Genomic DNA, 20,010 nt, shown 5'->3' with positions numbered 1-20,010 from the left:
CATTGTTCAGTGCAACGACTCAAGACTTGAGTGGTATTCCAGCGGGTGTATACGCAGTAGCGATTACCGATGCGAACGGATGTACTGATGGAATCTCTGGAATCACAGTAACACAGTCTACAAGTCTGGAGTGCTGTAGCTTCTGCAACAAATGTGAACTGCTTCGGTGATGCTACTGGAATGGTGAGCGTAGTAGTGAGTGGTGGAACAATGCCATACAGCTACATGTGGAGCAATGGAGCGACGACAGCGTCGATTGACAACTTGATCTCAGGTGGTAGCTACTTTGTAGACGTAACGGATGCGAACGGATGTATGGTAACCAGTAACGTTGTGACGATAACTGGACCTACTTCGCCATTGGCTGCATCACTAGTATCCGTACAGGATGTATTTACTTGCTTCGGTGACAACACTGGATTTATCGATATCTCGGTAACAGGTGGAACAACACCATACAGCTTCAGCTGGAGCAACGGAGCTACCGTACAGAATCCACAAGACTTGTTTGCTGGTGGATACCAAGTGACGGTAACGGATGCGAATGGATGTCAGACCTTCATCAAAGGATTGGTTGTTGATCAGCCATCTCAATTGTTGGCGACAGTAGCGAAGGCTACAGATGTTGACTGTAACGGAGCAACTACAGGTTCTATCGACTTGGCTCCAGCAGGAGGAACTGCACCATACAGCTTCAACTGGAGCAATGGAGCGAACACTGAGGATCTGTCTAACTTGGGAGCTGGCACGTACAGCGTGACGGTAACTGATGCGAACGGATGTACCGCGACCAATACAGTAGTGATTAGTGAGCCAGATATGTTGGCGGTAACGATTGATGCGACGACCAACCCAAGCTGTAACAGCGGAATGGACGGTATGATCATGTCAACGATCACTGGAGGAACGATGCCATACACCATTACTTGGAGTGACGGTGTCACTGGAATCGAAGATCGTACAGGATTGGCTGCTGGTGTTTACATCATCAACGTAACCGATGCTTGTGGAGCTACAGTAAGTGCTTCTACGACCTTGACCGAGCCTAGCTTGTTGACTGCGACAACAGTAGCTACAGATGTAGACTGCTTCGGAGCGAACAACGGAACGGTTGATGTAACCGTAACAGGTGGAACAATGCCATACACCTACAACTGGGGTGGCGGAATCACCAGCGAGGATCGCACGAACTTGGCACCTGGAACATACACCGTAATCATCACAGATGCGAACGGATGTAGCACAACTGCAAGTGCGGTTGTTAACGGACCAGCATCGCCAATCAGCGTAAGTGCTGTTGTAACCGACGTATTGTGCTTCGGTGATGCAACAGGAGCGATTGATATCACAGTAACAGGTGGTACGCCTCCATACAGCTTCATGTGGAGCAATGGAGACAACACTGAAGACTTGAGCAACATTCCAGCAGGATCGTACACCGGTACGGTAACCGATGCGGCTGGATGTACCTTCTCTGCAACGGTAACTGTAGCGGGACCTGCTTCTGCTTTGGCTGCCAGCGCAGTAGTAACAGATGTATTGTGTAACGGAGCAAGCACCGGTATGATTGACCTTACGGTTACTGGCGGTACAGCACCATACACCTACAACTGGAGCAACGGTGCAGTGACTCAAGACTTGATGAACGTACCAGCAGGTTCATACACAGGAACAGTAACGGATGCGAACGGATGTAGCATTAGCGCAACGATCGTGATCACTGAGCCAGCAACAGGAATCACAGTAAGCAACGCGGTTGTAACGAACGTAAGCTGTAACGGTGGAACAGACGGAGCGGTAGACATTACCGTGACGGGTGGAACACCTCCATACAGCTACGCTTGGAGCAACGGAGCGATCAGCCAAGACTTGAGCAACGTACCAGCGGGTATCTACTCAGGAGTGATTACTGATGCGAACGGATGTACGTTCACTGCGAGTGTGACTGTAGGCGAGCCAGCTGCTTTGGTAGCTTCGACTACGGTAACGAATGTGAACTGCTTCGGAGATGCAACTGGAACTGTTGACTTGACGGTAACTGGTGGTACTGCACCATACAGCTACGCATGGAGCAACGGAGCGAATACAGAGGATCTGTTGAACGTAGTAGCGGGTAGCTACAACGTTGTGATCACTGACGCGAATGGATGTGTGGTGAACGCAAGTGCGACCATCACTCAGAACAGCGCGATCGCTACGAGCATCGTACAGAGCAACGTGAACTGCTTCGGTGGATCAGACGGATCAGCTAGCTTGAACGTGAGCGGAGGTACACCTCCTTACACGATTGCTTGGAACACTGGTGACAACACCCAGAACATCAACAACCTATCTGCAGGAACATACTCTGTAGTGGTGACTGATGCGAACGGATGTACCGCCAACAACTCAGTAATCATCAGCGAGCCTACCGAGCTTATCGTAACCGCTGTTTATGACTCAACGATTTCAGCTACTTCAGCTGTAGCGAACGTAACCGGAGGAACCGCACCTTACAGCTATCAGTGGAACAGTGTACCAGCACAGTTCACTCAAACAGCAGTAGGACTTTCAAACGGTACGTACTCTGTAGTGGTGACCGACGCAAACGGATGTTCTTCTGTAGCCTCTGTAGTAGTTGACGGAAGCCCACTTCCATCAATCGGCATCGAAGAGCCAGCGTTGAGCGAGATGATCAGCTTGTATCCGAACCCAACATCAGATGTAGTGTTCGTAGGATATGAGTTCTCAAGTGAGCAAAACTTGGAGATCAATGTGGTGAACGGACTTGGACAAGTTGTCATGAGCACAACTGAAGCGAATGCCTTGACGGGTAAAGTTCGCTTGGATGTTGCTGACTTGGCCAACGGAGTATACTACGTAGTGATCAGCAACGGAACAGACTCAGACAACCGCCGCCTGGTGATCCAGAAGTAAGCGGATAAGAGCTGAAAACCTTATAAACAGAGCCCCCTCCATAGCGGAGGGGGCTTTTTTGTTTTAGACTCTTTGGAAAGGCATTAAAATATTTGAAGTATATTAGCGCGTTGAAAACCGACATTAATTTTCGTCAAAATGAGTAACCTCTACAATGCGACGCCTGATACAGGTGTCTCGAATCGCGGCCTGTTGTCCTCGGGTAAGCGAACTTTCATTAGCTTTTTGGCTATGGCATTCTTTCTGTTAGTGGGAAATGTAGCCCACGCGCAGTTAGCTGCTACTTTGTTTGTGGACCAGGATGTCACCTGTAACGGTGGCACGGACGGTATCATTCGTTTGACTGCTTCAGGCGGTCCAGTACCTTATTCCTATGCATGGAGTGACGGTGCGACTTCAGATCAAAACACACCTGATGGTACAGTAGCGCCGGACGGGTCAACCTTCTCTTTGTTTGGTTCGACACGTACAGGAGTTGCTGCCGGGGTTTACAGTGTTACAGTGACAGACAATGCAGCGGGAACAGCTGTAGCGATGTCGGTAACGGTAACCCAACCGGATGCAATTGCGGTAATCGCAGCTGGAACTGACTTGGCTTGTAATGGAGACAATTCAGGATCTATCTCGACTACAGTAAGCGGAGGTACGGCACCATACACCTATACCTGGACAAACGGAGCGGCCGGTGCGAACCCAAGTGGGTTGGCAGCTGGAACGTACGATTTGACAGTAACAGATGTAAATGGATGTCCAGCGGCTACAGCTTCAGTAACCTTGAGCGAGCCGCCTTCGATCACAGTATCCACTACAACGGTTACGGATCAAACAGAGCCTTGTTTGAATGACGGGACTATTGACATTCTTGTTGGTGGTGGAGCCGGAGGTTTCACATTTGCTTGGGACAACGGAGCAACGACAGAAGATCTGACTGGATTGGCACCTGGAGACTACAGCGTAGTTATTACGGATGCCAATGGATGTAGTGTGAACTACGGGCCAGAGACAGTAGCTGCTGCTCCGGCTTTGGTTGTTTCTAATGTAGATATTACAGATGTAGCATGTGCTGGTCAGCCGACTGGTGCGGTTGCAATTACTGCGAGTGGTGGTGTTGGAGGTTTCACTTACGCTTGGAGTAATGGTGGAAACACGGATGCGATTGCTGGCTTGTTGGCCGGTGACTATACCGTAACAGTAACAAGCGGAAGCTGTACTGTTGTAGAGACGTATACTGTTAATGAGCCTGCGAATGCATTTGCTGCAGGAATTGACAATGCAAATACACAAGAGATTGATTGTTTTGGTGGAACAGCTACTGCAGCAGTGACTGCAAGTGGAGGTTCAATGCCATATACATACGAGTGGAGTACTGGTGCAAATGGAGTAACGAGTATTTCAGGATTGGCACCAGGTATCTATGAAGTAACAGTTAGCGACAACAGTGGTGGCGCATGTCCTCCACAAGAGTTTGGATTCACGTTTACGGAGCCAGGTTTGTTGTCTGCTTCTGTGACGAACGTAATTGACGTAACCTGTAACGGAGACTCAGACGGTCAAGTGACTGTGTCGATTTCTGGAGGTACTGCACCATATGTATGGGGTGAGCCATTGTTGGCCCCAGGAAGTGCTAACCCAGTAACAGGTTCAAGCTTTACTGTAACGGTAAGTGCCGGACAGTACGCTTTCCAAGTGCAGGATGCAAATGGCTGTGGACCATCTACGGTTAACGTAACGGTTGTTGAGCCAGATGCGATTTCAGTTACAGCGACAGATATTAACAATGTAACGTGTAACGGAAACGCAGACGGAAGCATTGATGTGACTTTGAGTGGTGGAGCAGGTGGATACACCTACACATGGGTTCAAGGTGGAACCAGCATCTTCGGTGGTGGTGGATCACAAGCAAGTATTGGAGGCCTTGAAGGAGGATCATATGACTTGACCGTAACAGATGCTAACGGATGCGAGGCATTCTTTACGTACAATGTTATTGAGCCAACATCTTTGAGCGGATCAGGAACAGTGACCAACATTTTGTGTGCTGGTGACAACAATGGTTCGATTGACCTTACAGTAACAGATGGAACACCGCCTTATACCTTTAGCTGGAATAACGGTGCAACCACAGAAGATATTAGCGGATTGTCCGCCGGTACCTACGACGTATTTGTCGAAGATGCCAATGGCTGTGTCACTTTTGGTAACCTGTTCTTTACAGTAACAGAGCCAACTGCACTTACAGTAGTGGCTACCGTGAACGGACAAGATGTAACCTGTAACGGAGGTAGCGACGGAGCTATCGACTTGGATGTATCTGGAGGTACAATGCCATACAGCTACATGTGGAACACAGGTGACATGACTGAAGATCTTAGCGGTTTGACTGCTGGATTGTATAATGTAGTTGTAACAGACGCGAACGGGTGTACTGCTCCTTTGGCAGTGAGCATTAGCGAGCCAGATGCAATTACAATTTCAGGTGGAGCAACAGATATTTCATGTGCAGGAGCTGGTGATGGTAGCATTGCTGTAACCATCAGCGGTGGAACACCAGGATACAACTATGTATGGATACAAAACGGAGTGTCTTTTAATCCTGGTACGGGTTCACAAGCTTCACTGTCGTTTTTGGCAGCAGGTAACTACGAATTGAGCGTAACGGATAACAATGGATGTCCGCAGAGCTTCTTCTTTACCATTAACGATCCTGCCCCAATTGCAGTAAGTGTAACGCCAACAGCTCCGGATTGTCCTGGAGACTTTGGAGCGGCAACAGCTTCAGTGAGTGGAGGAACAATGCCATACACCTACTTGTGGAGCACGGGAGCAATCTCAGCTACAGAAACTGGATTGTTGGCAGCTGGATCACCTTACTCAGTAACGGTAACAGATGCAAACGGATGTACAGGAGTTGGATCAGTAACAATTGTTGATCCTAGCCCAGTAACAGTATCTGTAGACGCAACAGACATCTCTTGTTTCGGAGCCGCTGACGGATCAGCTGTAGCTTCTGCTTCAGGTGGTGCAGGTGGTTATACTTATACTTGGAGTACAGGGAGTGGATTGCAATATGCTATTAACGGAGGAGGTGCACCCGGTGGAACAATTAGTTTGGTAGAAGTTTCTTCGAATGGTGGAGTTATCACAGAAAATTCTTCTCAAGTTATTCCTGGAATTTCGAATGCTTGGGGTATTGAAGTTGATCCTACAGATGGTACCGTATATATTATCGCCACTGGTGGATTCGCTCCTGGCCCTCGAGAACTATATGAGCTCGACGTAAACACATTGGGTCTGACGTTTGTAGGCGACTTAAGCGCAACGGGAATATCAAGTTTCGCAATTGCAAATTCTGGTTTGCTCTATACAGTCAATACTTCAGGTGAAGTATATGAGGTGAATATCAGTACCCTTGCGACGACAATAGTCGCGAACCTAGGTGCTATTAGTGGTGTCGGTGTGGCCTATGATTCAGATAGTGATCGGCTTCTAGTTTCCCACATCGATCAAATATTAGATGATGTCATCGTTGAAGAGGTTAGTTTATCTACTTATGCAGTAACAAATATTGGTAGTGCCTCAATTGCTGCTACTTTCCCTTCTTGCCCAGCTGGTGGTCCTGGAAATTATGGAGTAAAGGCGATTTGGTATACGGGAAATTCTTCCTTAATGATGTTACCAAAGGACGTTTGTAACGACATTTATGAGGTGCAGTTGACTGCTGGCCTCTCTTCTACATTGAGTTCAACACTTGCAACTTCAAATGTACTCGGATTTGGTGGTGACGGGAGCATTCTTACAACCGGATCTAACCTTTCTGGTGCTGAAGAAGGAGTGTATTTCGTAACAGCCCGCGACGCGAACGGATGTTCAGCTACAGCGAGTATTACGATCACTGAGCCTGCAGAATTGACTGTTGTAGTAAACAGTGTAACGGATGCGCCATGTTTTGGTGAGAACGGAACAGTAGTATTGGATGTAGACGGAGGAACTCAGTTTACTGGTGCGCCAGGAGAGCCTGCTAATCCAAACGGATATCCATACATCTACACTTGGTCAGGTGGTACAACTACGATCATGGACCACATTGCTGATGGAGTACCAGCAGGTAACTACACAGTAATGGTAACTGATCGCAACGGTTGTACAGCGATGACAACGGTAAGTGTTGGTGAGCCAGCATTGTTGGAAGCGACTGCAACGGGAACAAACCCAAGTTGTGGTGGAGCTGCTGACGGAACGGCAAGTGTTGCTGCGACTGGAGGTACTATGCCATACAGCTATGCATGGAGCAACGGAATGACGATGCAAAACATCGCCGGTCTTGCTGGTGGAACATATGATGTAACGGTAACGGATGCTAATGGATGTACGGCGACATCGTCTGTAACCTTGATGGATCCAGATCCAGTTGCAATTGCATCAGCAGATATTAAGAATTCATGTAACCCTGGAACAGACGGAGCGGTAACGCTTAATGTAACAGGAGGAGACGGAAACTACACCTACTTGTGGAGTGACGGTCAGACATCAAACCCAGCGACAGGATTGGCTGCTGGATCATACAGTGTGACGGTTAACGACGGAAACGGATGTGGACCGGCAACAGGAAACTATGTCATCACTCAACCAGCTGCTCCATTGAGGTAGCGAACTTCAACCGTACGGACGTAACATGTGCCGGAGGTATGGACGGAGAGATTGACAACGGTGGAACAACAGGAGGAACACCTCCATACACGTACTTGTGGAGCAACGCTGCAACGACACCAGACATCTCGAACCTAGGAGCAGGAAACTACTCTGTAACGGTAACAGATGCGGTAGGATGTACGGTAGTATACTTGAACATCATCATCAATGAGCCAGCGGCGATTGTTATCACTAACGATCCTGCGAACAAGACAGATTTGGATTGCTTCGGAGACACAGATGCGTTTATCTCTGTAACGGCAAGTGGTGGAACAGGAATGTTGAGCTACTCTTGGAGTAACGGTGTTAACGGTCAATCGATCAGCGGCGTACCAGGAGGAGTGTACACTGTGAATGTTACAGATGCGAACGGATGTGTTGAGAGCGTATCTTACACCGTTACTGAGCCGGATGAGACAACAATTGCTATTGCAAGTCAAACGGACCCAAGCTGTAGTGGTGGATCAGGAGAGATCACTGTAAACCTTGCTGGAGGACGACCATTTGGTCCTGGTATGGATCAGTACTACGTTCAAGTTGATGACTTGAGTGGAACTATTGTTACCTCTGCAATTGGAACAACGCCAATTACTATTTCTTCTTTGGCGCCTGGAGACTACAACATCTGGGCAGGTGCCGGAGGTTGTAATTCGGATACATTGCAGTTTACTGTAACTGCTCCTGCATCGATTGCGATTACGGAGACGATTACACCGACGAGCTGTAACAGTGGTTCGGACACTTACTCACCAGACGGAAGCGTATCTGTATCGGTGACTGGTGGAACGGCACCATATGTATACTCTTGGAATGGAGGAATGACAACAACGAGCAACTCTTTGTCTGGATTGGCAGCGGGAGCGACAGTATCAGTTGTTGTAACGGATGCTAACGGATGTAGCGCTACAGAGAGCTACAACGTAGGAGAGGCTCCAGCAGTAACAGTCATTGATGACATTGTAAACAATACAGCTTGTGCTAAGGGTACAGCGGGAGAGATCCACATCACTGCTAGCGGTGGTACTGGAGCGTTGAGCTACGCTTGGGAAGGTCCTAACGGTCCTGTAGCGGGTACAACAGACCTGTTGAACTTAGTATCAGGAAACTATAGCTTGACCATCACAGATGCGAACGGATGTGAGTTTGACTTCCCATTCTTCGTAGCTGATGGAACGGATCCAGCGACAGTAGCCTTGACTTTGGGTAATGTAACGTGTAATGGAGCGAATGATGGAAGCATCGAAATTGATGTAACCTCTGGAAACGGACCATATATTGTAGTAACAACGGACGGAGCAGGAGCGACGGTAGACAGTACCTTCTTGACTGCACCATTTGCGCCGATTGTGATCAACAGCTTGGCACCGGGATCATACTCAATTGCAGTAATTGATCAGAACGGATGTCCTGCAGCTGGAGCTACAGCGAGCATTACAGAGCCTACGAAGTTGGTCACCAGCGTAGTATCTACTACGGATGCGAGCTGCTTCGGATTGGCTGATGGATCGTTTGTTTTCAACATCGACCAGGGTACTCAACCATACGACATGGTATGGTCAAATGGTACAACTGCTGGTAGCGGAATGTTGACTGGATTGAGCGACAACACGTTCCCAGGAACAGCATGGGAAGGAACGATCGGTGGTTTGGCCGCTGGTACTTATGACATTACAGTAACGGATGCACAGGGATGTAAAGAGTTTGACCAAGCAGTGATTGGTCAGCCTTCAGACTTGACCATCACGTTTACAGGAAAAGACGATATCGACTGCTTCGGTGATACTACTGGATCAGCGGTAGCGAATATCTCAGGAGGTTCAGGAGTATACACTTACCAGTGGTATGCTGGTCAGTACCCAGGACCAATCACTCCACTTGCTGGTCAGTCTGGCATGGTAGTGAATGGAATGGCGAATGCTGTGAACTTGGGAGTAGGCTTCTACACCATCGAAGTAGATGACTTAGTAGGAGGATGTACGTATTACGCAGTCTTTGAGGAGACTGGTCCTGCACCAATCGTAGTTGATTTGGTTAGCGATGCGAGCGTAACATGTAACGGAGGAACGGATGCGACAGCTTCTGTGACCATCTCAGGTGGTGTAGCTCCATACGCATGGGTAGTAAGCGGAGCGACAAACGCTAGTGGTTCAATTGCCACTGACGGAGGTAGCAACACCTTCACAGGATTGGGAGCTGGAACGTACTTCGTAGATGTAACAGACGCGAACGGATGTACTGTGCCACAAGCGAGCTTCACGATTACTGAGCCAGCTGGCTTGACAGTTGTGACTGCAGCGGACAGCATCTTGTGTCCAGGTGGATTTAACGCAACGGCTTCTGTAGTAAGCGTAACAGGAGGTATTCCTCCATACAGCTACTTGTGGAGTACTGGTGGTACTGGAATGAGCACTGGTGTGAATGTTGACGGAAACCCATTGTTTGCCGGAACATACACGGTAGCCATTACCGATGCTACGGGACAATGTGCCACTACAGTAAGCGTAGATGTATACGAGCCAATGCCAGTAGGTGGAACAGCAGTAGTAACGGATGTTGCTTGTGCTGGAGACTGCTCAACTTCATTGATTGACTTGACTCCTACAGGAGGAACAGCGCCATACACGTACTACTGGAGAGCTTCAGTAAACGGAGTGCCTACAGGACCAGTATTGAGTACAGTACAGGATCCAGCTGGATTGTGTGCGGGTGAGTATACAGTACGCATCAACGATAAGTACGGTTGTGAAGGCTTTGCCACATTCACCATCGGAACTGCGACTACTTTGGTTGTCACAGGAGTTGATACGGATGTTCTTTGTAAAGGAGACGCTACAGGAGCGATTGACTTGAGCGTAACTGGAGGAACAGCACCATACATGTATGACTGGACCAACGGAGCTACTACAGAAGATATCAGCGGATTGGCTGCAGGATCTTACAGTGTAGTAGTAGAGGATGCTAACGGATGTACAACGGTACAGAGCTTTGTTATCACAGAGCCATTCTCAAGCTTGTATGCTTCTGTAATCGGCTTTACGGATGTAAGCTGTAACGGAGGAATGGATGGAACAGCAGATATCTACGTAGTAGGTGGAACGCTTCCATACAGCTACATGTGGAGCAACGGATCAATGGTACAAGACCCAACCGACCTTATGGCGGGTGTGAACTCAGTAACCATTACCGATGCGAACGGATGTCAAGAATTCTTGAGTGTAACCATCTCTGAACCTGCATCAGCTTTGGCTAGCGGAGTAGAGAGTGTAACCAATATTGGATGTAACGGAGCGACAACTGGAGCGATCGACATCAGCGTATCAGGAGGAACATCTCCATACACGTATGCATGGACGAGCGATGATCCATTGTTCAGTGCAACGACTCAAGACTTGAGTGGTATTCCAGCGGGTGTATACGCAGTAGCGATTACCGATGCGAACGGATGTACTGATGGAATCTCTGGAATCACAGTAACACAGTCTACAAGTCTGAGTGCTGTAGCTTCTGCAACAAATGTGAACTGCTTCGGTGATGCTACTGGAATGGTGAGCGTAGTAGTGAGTGGTGGAACAATGCCATACAGCTACATGTGGAGCAATGGAGCGACGACAGCGTCGATTGACAACTTGATCTCAGGTGGTAGCTACTTTGTAGACGTAACGGATGCGAACGGATGTATGGTAACCAGTAACGTTGTGACGATAACTGGACCTACTTCGCCATTGGCTGCATCACTAGTATCCGTACAGGATGTATTTACTTGCTTCGGTGACAACACTGGATTTATCGATATCTCGGTAACAGGTGGAACAACACCATACAGCTTCAGCTGGAGCAACGGAGCTACCGTACAGAATCCACAAGACTTGTTTGCTGGTGGATACCAAGTGACGGTAACGGATGCGAATGGATGTCAGACCTTCATCAAAGGATTGGTTGTTGATCAGCCATCTCAATTGTTGGCGACAGTAGCGAAGGCTACAGATGTTGACTGTAACGGAGCAACTACAGGTTCTATCGACTTGGCTCCAGCAGGAGGAACTGCACCATACAGCTTCAACTGGAGCAATGGAGCGAACACTGAGGATCTGTCTAACTTGGGAGCTGGCACGTACAGCGTGACGGTAACTGATGCGAACGGATGTACCGCGACCAATACAGTAGTGATTAGTGAGCCAGATATGTTGGCGGTAACGATTGATGCGACGACCAACCCAAGCTGTAACAGCGGAATGGACGGTATGATCATGTCAACGATCACTGGAGGAACGATGCCATACACCATTACTTGGAGTGACGGTGTCACTGGAATCGAAGATCGTACAGGATTGGCTGCTGGTGTTTACATCATCAACGTAACCGATGCTTGTGGAGCTACAGTAAGTGCTTCTACGACCTTGACCGAGCCTAGCTTGTTGACTGCGACAACAGTAGCTACAGATGTAGACTGCTTCGGAGCGAACAACGGAACGGTTGATGTAACCGTAACAGGTGGAACAATGCCATACACCTACAACTGGGGTGGCGGAATCACCAGCGAGGATCGCACGAACTTGGCACCTGGAACATACACCGTAATCATCACAGATGCGAACGGATGTAGCACAACTGCAAGTGCGGTTGTTAACGGACCAGCATCGCCAATCAGCGTAAGTGCTGTTGTAACCGACGTATTGTGCTTCGGTGATGCAACAGGAGCGATTGATATCACAGTAACAGGTGGTACGCCTCCATACAGCTTCATGTGGAGCAATGGAGACAACACTGAAGACTTGAGCAACATTCCAGCAGGATCGTACACCGGTACGGTAACCGATGCGGCTGGATGTACCTTCTCTGCAACGGTAACTGTAGCGGGACCTGCTTCTGCTTTGGCTGCCAGCGCAGTAGTAACAGATGTATTGTGTAACGGAGCAAGCACCGGTATGATTGACCTTACGGTTACTGGCGGTACAGCACCATACACCTACAACTGGAGCAACGGTGCAGTGACTCAAGACTTGATGAACGTACCAGCAGGTTCATACACAGGAACAGTAACGGATGCGAACGGATGTAGCATTAGCGCAACGATCGTGATCACTGAGCCAGCAACAGGAATCACAGTAAGCAACGCGGTTGTAACGAACGTAAGCTGTAACGGTGGAACAGACGGAGCGGTAGACATTACCGTGACGGGTGGAACACCTCCATACAGCTACGCTTGGAGCAACGGAGCGATCAGCCAAGACTTGAGCAACGTACCAGCGGGTATCTACTCAGGAGTGATTACTGATGCGAACGGATGTACGTTCACTGCGAGTGTGACTGTAGGCGAGCCAGCTGCTTTGGTAGCTTCGACTACGGTAACGAATGTGAACTGCTTCGGAGATGCAACTGGAACTGTTGACTTGACGGTAACTGGTGGTACTGCACCATACAGCTACGCATGGAGCAACGGAGCGAATACAGAGGATCTGTTGAACGTAGTAGCGGGTAGCTACAACGTTGTGATCACTGACGCGAATGGATGTGTGGTGAACGCAAGTGCGACCATCACTCAGAACAGCGCGATCGCTACGAGCATCGTACAGAGCAACGTGAACTGCTTCGGTGGATCAGACGGATCAGCTAGCTTGAACGTGAGCGGAGGTACACCTCCTTACACGATTGCTTGGAACACTGGTGACAACACCCAGAACATCAACAACCTATCTGCAGGAACATACTCTGTAGTGGTGACTGATGCGAACGGATGTACCGCCAACAACTCAGTAATCATCAGCGAGCCTACCGAGCTTATCGTAACCGCTGTTTATGATGCGGGTACTAGTGCCTCATCGGCAGTAGCTAATGTGAGCGGTGGAACACCACCTTACAGCTACCAGTGGAACAGTGTACCAGCACAGTTCACTCAAACAGCAGTAAGCCTACCAAACGGTACGTACTCTGTAGTGGTGACCGACGCAAACGGATGTTCGCAAGTATCAAGCGTAGTAGTAGATCAAAGCCCAATCTCAGGAGTAGGCATCGAAGAGCCAGCGTTGAGCGAGATGATCAGCTTGTATCCGAACCCAACATCAGATGTAGTGTTCGTAGGATATGAGTTCTCAAGTGAGCAAAACTTGGAGATCAATGTGGTGAACGGACTTGGACAAGTTGTCATGAGCACAACTGAAGCGAATGCCTTGACGGGTAAAGTTCGCTTGGATGTTGCTGACTTGGCCAACGGAGTATACTACGTAGTGATCAGCAACGGAACAGACTCAGACAACCGCCGCCTGGTGATCCAGAAGTAAGCGGATAAGAGCTGAAAACCTTATAAACAGAGCCCCCTCCATAGCGGAGGGGGCTTTTTTGTTTTAGACTCTTTGGAAAGGAAGTACCGTGAAGAGCCTTAAAGATTTAAATGGGTGATTTTTATGAAGAGTATAACTCGAGGTATCGGGCTGTCATATGAGACCAAGACATGGATTCTGCCTTCAATCTGGAAGCGATACCCATTTTTGCCAGAGCTTCCGGATTAGCTTGACATTGTTGAATGATTTCCTTGATGGGTTTGGACTCACCTTTAGGAATGATCCAACCATTGCTGTCAATGAGCTCAGCACTTCCGCCAACATCAGTGAGAAGTAGGGGTAGCCCTGCAGCCATAGCCTCGAGGGCAGCATTGCTCATCCCTTCGTTGTATGAGGGGAGAACGAAAAGATCGGCTGTGGTGAGTAAGGATGGAATTTGATCATGATCTACAGCTCCATGAAGGGTTAGGTCAATGCCTAGCTCCTTCGCCTGGGCCTTTAGAGTCGTTTTTTCGGGCCCATCACCTATAAGTGACACTCTGACGCCAGAAGAGTCTTTTAGGGCCTCTAAAAGCAAATTATAGCCTTTGCGAGGGATTAATCGACCCGTGCTGATGATGTGTAGATCTTTTTGTCCAGAAATGGTTGCAGTTTGTGGGAATTCGGCAAGGTCAATTCCATTGGGTATGATTCCGACCTCTTGTTTTGGAAAGGAACGGAGAGCCAATTCTTGAAGGCCTATTGAATTCGCGACCACATGTTTGGCTTTTCGCCAGATCAAACCGCTAAGACGTTTGAAGACGAGCTTGTCTTGCCAATAGAATCGTTCGTTGTAAAAAGGCACGTCACTTCCGCGAAGGGATACGATATACGGAACCCCCAATCGCAATGCGATAAAGCCGCATGGTATACCAAAGAAGGCGTGAACAACATCGAAAGGTTGCGTTTTGTGAAGGCGGCGGGCAAGGGAATAGGCTTTCCAGGAATAGGTCAGTAGGTCTTTTTGACTCTGGTAGTGGATATTCCCGTTCTTCCCGATGTCGAGAAAGTGGATGTCGATGTTTGAGGCGAATTTCTCGTGCCGATCAGAATCGACAGATGAAGTGATGAGCGTCGCGGAAACATCATCGGGCCGTAGGCCCAATTCTTTTAATAAATAATGAGTGGCATTGGCCGCGCCTCCCCCAAGAGGGGGGAATTCATAATTGAGGATGAGGACCCTCGGCTTAGTCGTTTTCGATAACTCGGGCAATGCTGTAGCTGTGGTCCTTCGTGGTCTCGAAGTAATTCTTGATAATGATGTCGGCCAGTAGGCCAGAGATAAAGAGTTGAAGCCCTCCTAGAAAGAGGAACATGGTCACCAACGGCCAGGCGCTGTCAGACATGCTTTGACCCATTAGGAATTGGTAGAAGGTCCAGGCTCCAGCGAAAAAAGATAGAATCATGGCAGAGATTCCCAAACCTCCGAGAAGGTGGAGAGGGCGCACGGAGTATTTGTTCCAGAACCAAACGGAAATCATATCGATCAGACCCTTTAACGTTCTGCGCCAGTTGTATTTCGTGACTCCTGCAGTTCGCGCGCGGTGGTTCACCACAACTTCTCCAACTTTAAATCCTTTGATTTTGAGGATGGCCGGGATGAATCGGTGCATCTCACCGTATAGGGAGATTCCTTTGAAACAGGCACGGCGATATACTTTCAAGGAGCATCCGCTGTCGTGAATGCGGTCGTTGATGAGGAGCTTACGCAACTGGTTTGCTCCGCGAGAAACGAAATGTTTGGCGAAACTGTCCTTGCGGTTTTTACGCCAACCACTGACCACGTCTAAGCCTTCCGACTCTATAAAGTTCAACATGGCCGGAATATCTGCCGGATCGTTCTGTCGATCGCCGTCCATCGTGACAACGTACTCGTACTGCGCCGCTTTAATGCCGGCGTCCATGGCGGCTGTTTGACCAAAATTCTTTCGAAATTCAATCAATTTAACCGGGGATAATCCTTTGATAATCTCAATGGTTCGGTCTGAAGACCCATCATCGACAAAGATGACCTCGTAGGTATAGTTGTTTGCGACACATGTCTCGACAATCTCACGGTGCAACTCAGCGACGTTGCCCTCTTCATTCATAACTGGAATGACCACCGAAATCTCCATGGAAAAAAGTTTGGGCAAAGGTAAAAAAACCACCCGCATGGCTCTTTTGGGACGCCCGCGAAAAAAACTATTTTCGTAGCTCACCACATTCTGCATGGCCAAGCAAAAGACTACCAAGACAAAATCATCCCGATTCTCCCGCCCTGAACTAATCCTAATGCTCCTTGCGGGCCTGTTGTACGCGAACACGCTATCGCACGATTATGCCCTAGACGACAAAATAGTCTTGTCCAACAACCAGTTTACGCAAAAGGGCATAGGCGGAATTTGGGATCATTTGACCAACGAATCGTTTGTCGGATTCTTCGGAAAGCAGAAAGAGCTGGTTGCGGGCGCCCGATACAGACCCTTAAGCCTCATTACTTTCAGCATTGAATACGCATTTTTTGGTGAGAGCCCAGGGGTAAGCCACTTCTTCAACCTTTTATTCTATGCGCTCACGGCGCTCATCCTTTATCGCTGGCTCCGAGCCTTGCTTAAACAAGAAGATGCGCTCCTAAGTGTGGCCTTTCTGGCTACGCTACTTTTTGTTGTTCACCCATTGCACACCGAAGTTGTGGCCAATATCAAAGGCCGGGATGACCTATTGGCATTTCTTCTGGCCGCGGCCGCGGGTTGGTATATGCTTCGCGATGTGCCTTCGGCACGATACTTAACTGGAGTATATTTCTTCCTAGCCTTGTTGGCTAAAGAGAGCGCCATTGCTATTGTACTTATTTATCCTCTTTCACTTTGGGTCGCTCGGGCTGATTCTCGGACATGGCAGCGAATGATTCCAATAGGGATAGCTACTGTGGCCTTTCTAGCTCTGCGCTTTTCAGTGGTGGGTTTTCCCAAATCGGACGTTGCAGATCAGCTTATGAACAACCCGTTCTTAGAGATGAACACTTCGGAAAAGTACGCCACTATTGTGTACACTCTTGGGCAATACGTTAAGCTGAGCTTTGTTCCCTATCCACTCACACATGACTATTACCCTTATCACATTGCCATTCAGCAATGGACTTCTGCGGGCACCCTCTTGTCTCTTGGAGCCATAGTTCTGGGAACCATTGGAGCAATAATAGGATTGCTGCGACGTCAGTGGTGGGGCTTTGGCATCGCCGTATTTTTCCTTGGACTAGGCCTCACTTCAAACGTGCTCTTTCCTGTTGGTGTGTTCATGAGCGAACGATTTGCCTACATCTCTACCATGGGGTGGGCTCTATCCATAGGATGGTTTATGAAGGAGTATCTTTTCAAAGATAGCCTAGATTGGTCCAAGGCGCCGTCTTTAGCCAAAGGCGTCCTTGTGAGCCTAGCGTTGGTTTTTAGCGTTCTGACAGTAGCGCGCAATAGGGATTGGAAAGATGACGCCACTTTGGTTTCTAAAGACATCAAAACGAGCGCAGAGTCGGCCAAGGTGAACTTCACGTACGGGAAAATGAAGTATTTGGATGCTATGGCCAGCGGCAACCAGCAAACCAGAAGGCAGCTCTTGCAAGAATCGAATCGGGCATTGGCCAAGTCCGAGAGAATTGACCCGACCTTGCCGGATACCTATAACCTCTTGGCTTTAACCGGATATTATTTGACAGGAAATCCGGATGTATTTGTCCAAAACTACTTGAGACTATTCGAACTGAATCGAGATGTGGACAAGAAGATCATTCTCAAGAATATTCAAGATTTGACTAAAAATGATCCCACGAGCAAGCAGATTCAGATTTATGAAGGTCTTTATCCCGTGATGTCGGGTTCTTACGACTTGAATATGATCTTAGCCACCACCTATTCTCGAGTGCTCAAGAATTTCCAAAAGTCAATTCCCTATTACCAGAAGGCACTTGAGATCAAGCCGAAAAGTGAGGATGCTTGGAAAGACTTGGCTTTAATCTACCAAGAGATCGGCGAATATGATGAGAGTTTGGCGGCTTTTAAGGAACTAGAGAAACTCCGTCCACAGGATAAAAAGGTGAAAGCGAGCATTGGCAAAATCTACAACAAGATGGGCCAAGCAGATAGCTCGGCCTACTATAAGCAATTAGCGAAATAAGCATGGCAAAGAAAGCAAAGAAGCAGGCCAGAAAGGCCAGTCTTAAGAGTTCTGGATTAAGTGCTCGGACGATGGCTCTGGTACTCTTCTTGATCAGCGCTGCGGTCTACGTCAATACCTTGGGCCACGAGTTTGCATTGGACGACTCGATTGTCATTACCGGTAATGAATACACGGTGCAGGGTTTTGCAGGAATTGACGAGCATTTGACTCGGGACAGCTTTACGGGTTTTTTTGGCAATGAGCGCGACCTGGTTGCTGGTGGGCGTTATCGTCCCATGTCTTTGATCTTCTTTAGTGTGGAATACGCACTCTTTGGCGAAAACCCAACCGTTGGACACTTCTTGAACATACTGTACTACGGTCTTTTAGTCATTCTTCTGTATTTCTGGCTCTGGAGACTTCTGCAGCATCGCGAACACAAATTTTGGTCCTTGCCCTTCATTGCGGCCCTGCTTTTTGCCGTACATCCTCTTCACACGGAAATTGTAGCGAACATCAAGGGTCGGGATGATATTTTTGCGCTGCTTGGCGCTTTAGGCGCAGCATGGTTCGCCCTTAGATACAGCGACGAGAAAAAGCCGCTGAATCTCCTTTGGTCCGGTCTTCTCTTCTTCTTTGGAATTATGTCCAAGGAGAATACCATCACATTCCTAGCGGTGATTCCACTGAGTCTCTATTATTTTCGGAAGCCGTCCGTCAAAGAATACGTCATCAGTTTGGCCCCAGCCCTCTTGGCAACGGCAGTATTTATGGCTCTTCGAATTTCCGTAGTAGGTGTTTTTGCGGGTGGTCAGGCAGACAACCTCATTAACAACCCCTTTATGGAAGCAACGATAGGGGAACGCTATGGAACCACGTTTTACACACTTTGGCGCTATTTACGCCTCCTTTTCTTACCGGTAGGACTTACTGCAGACTACTACCCGTATCACATTCCTCTATTGGATTTTTCGGATTGGCGGGTCTGGTTGGGAATTGTGTCGAATGGGGCGCTTTTAATTTGGGCGCTGATCAAGCTACCGAGTCGAAGCATCGTGAGTTTTGGAGTCTTGTACTACTTCATTACCCTAAGTATCGTATCGAACGTCTTCTTCACTATTGGAGCCTTTATGAACGAGCGCTTTGTCTTCATGTCTTCTGTGGGCTGGGCTTTGGCAGTTGCTTATGGGCTCATACATTTTGCGGGAAACAAGGAAGGAGGTAAGGCGCCCAGTGCGCTGCGCTACTCGGTCTTGGGTATTGCACTCGTTTTCGCGGTGATGAGTATTTCCAGAAATCGAGATTGGAAGAACAACGAGACCATATATGCTGCTGACGTTTTGACCAGTGTGAATTCCTGTAAAGCGAACCTGGCGTATGGCGTACAAACCGTAAAGAATGCCGTAAAACTTCCGGCCGGTCAAAAGCGAGATCAAATGCTCAATGAAGGTATTGGGCATGTGGAGCGCGCGCTGGAAATTTATCCTCAGTACATAGAGGCCCTTTCAGAAATGGGGACCATTCGCTTCAATCAAGGCCGTATAGACGAAGCAATCGATTACTATATGATGTGCATGGAAGTTCGCAACAATCAGGACAACAGGGCCATCATGCACTCGAACATTAATTTTGTCTTTGAGCGTGTCAAAGACCCTCAAGGTCATCTCGATGCCATCAATCGATTCTTGGAATACGATACAGTGAATGCTGCTCCTTTGATTACCAAGGGACGTATCCTGGAGAACGAGTTTAGCAGACATGAAAAAGCCGCACAGGCTTTTCGGGCTGCTGCGGCTCGAGAACCGGAGAACCCTGATCCTTGGTACAGCTTAGGGGTCATTGCCTACAACAATAGAAATTTGGCCTTGCTCGATGAGGCGGTTAAGGAATTATCGGCCCGTGAGGGCCAGACCCAAAGGGTTCAAACACTCCAAAAGGGACTGAATTAGATCAT

Annotated in this window: 7 protein-coding genes and 1 pseudogene; 6 read left to right on the top strand and 2 right to left on the bottom strand. The window is 48.4% G+C overall.

Going from position 1 to position 20,010, the window contains the following annotated elements:
* Window positions 1-153 precede the first annotated feature (153 nt).
* The 4 genes and pseudogenes from HZ996_01040 (at window position 154) to HZ996_01025 (ending at window position 13,883) form a co-directional block, all read left to right on the top strand.
* Window positions 154-2,916 carry a T9SS type A sorting domain-containing protein gene (locus tag HZ996_01040; GenBank protein QTN37775.1) on the top strand — a complete coding sequence of 921 codons (2,763 nt, stop codon included), beginning with the start codon at window positions 154-156 and terminating at the stop codon, window positions 2,914-2,916.
* Window positions 2,917-3,147: 231 nt separating this feature from the next.
* Window positions 3,148-7,563: a SprB repeat-containing protein gene (locus HZ996_01035; GenBank protein QTN37774.1), complete on the top strand. Its 4,416-nt coding sequence runs from the start codon at window positions 3,148-3,150 to the stop codon at window positions 7,561-7,563.
* Window positions 7,506-7,679, top strand: a pseudogene (locus tag HZ996_01030) (SprB repeat-containing protein). Before HZ996_01035 ends, HZ996_01030 begins: the two are co-directional and overlap by 58 nt.
* Window positions 7,602-13,883 carry a T9SS type A sorting domain-containing protein gene (locus HZ996_01025; GenBank protein ID QTN37773.1) on the top strand — a complete coding sequence of 2,094 codons (6,282 nt, stop codon included), beginning with the start codon at window positions 7,602-7,604 and terminating at the stop codon, window positions 13,881-13,883. The pseudogene HZ996_01030 and the gene HZ996_01025 overlap by 78 nt, the downstream one beginning before the upstream one ends.
* Window positions 13,884-14,004: 121 nt before the next feature.
* Here the strand turns inward: HZ996_01025 and HZ996_01020 are convergent, their stop codons facing one another.
* Both HZ996_01020 and HZ996_01015 read right to left on the bottom strand, forming a co-directional pair.
* On the bottom strand, window positions 14,005-15,135 hold the full coding sequence (locus HZ996_01020) for a glycosyltransferase family 4 protein (protein ID QTN37772.1): 1,131 nt from the start codon (window positions 15,133-15,135) through the stop codon (window positions 14,005-14,007).
* Window positions 15,110-16,039, bottom strand: a complete 930-nt coding sequence (locus tag HZ996_01015; GenBank protein ID QTN37771.1) for a glycosyltransferase family 2 protein — start codon at window positions 16,037-16,039, stop codon at window positions 15,110-15,112. The genes HZ996_01020 and HZ996_01015 overlap by 26 nt, the downstream gene beginning before the upstream one ends.
* Before the next feature lie 157 nt (window positions 16,040-16,196).
* Here HZ996_01015 and HZ996_01010 point away from each other — a divergent pair, with 157 nt between their 5' ends.
* Together HZ996_01010 and HZ996_01005 are read left to right on the top strand one after the other, a co-directional pair.
* Entirely contained in the window at window positions 16,197-18,074 is a 1,878-nt protein-coding gene (locus tag HZ996_01010) for a glycosyltransferase family 39 protein (GenBank protein QTN37770.1), read from the top strand.
* A 2-nt stretch (window positions 18,075-18,076) separates the two neighbouring features.
* Window positions 18,077-20,005, top strand: a complete 1,929-nt coding sequence (locus HZ996_01005) for a glycosyltransferase family 39 protein (GenBank protein QTN37769.1) — start codon at window positions 18,077-18,079, stop codon at window positions 20,003-20,005.
* Window positions 20,006-20,010 lie beyond the last annotated feature (5 nt).

The organism is Cryomorphaceae bacterium, assembly GCA_017798125.1.
Taxonomy (GTDB): domain Bacteria; phylum Bacteroidota; class Bacteroidia; order Flavobacteriales; family ECT2AJA-044; genus ECT2AJA-044.
This window is presented reverse-complemented; position numbering and strand designations above follow the sequence as displayed.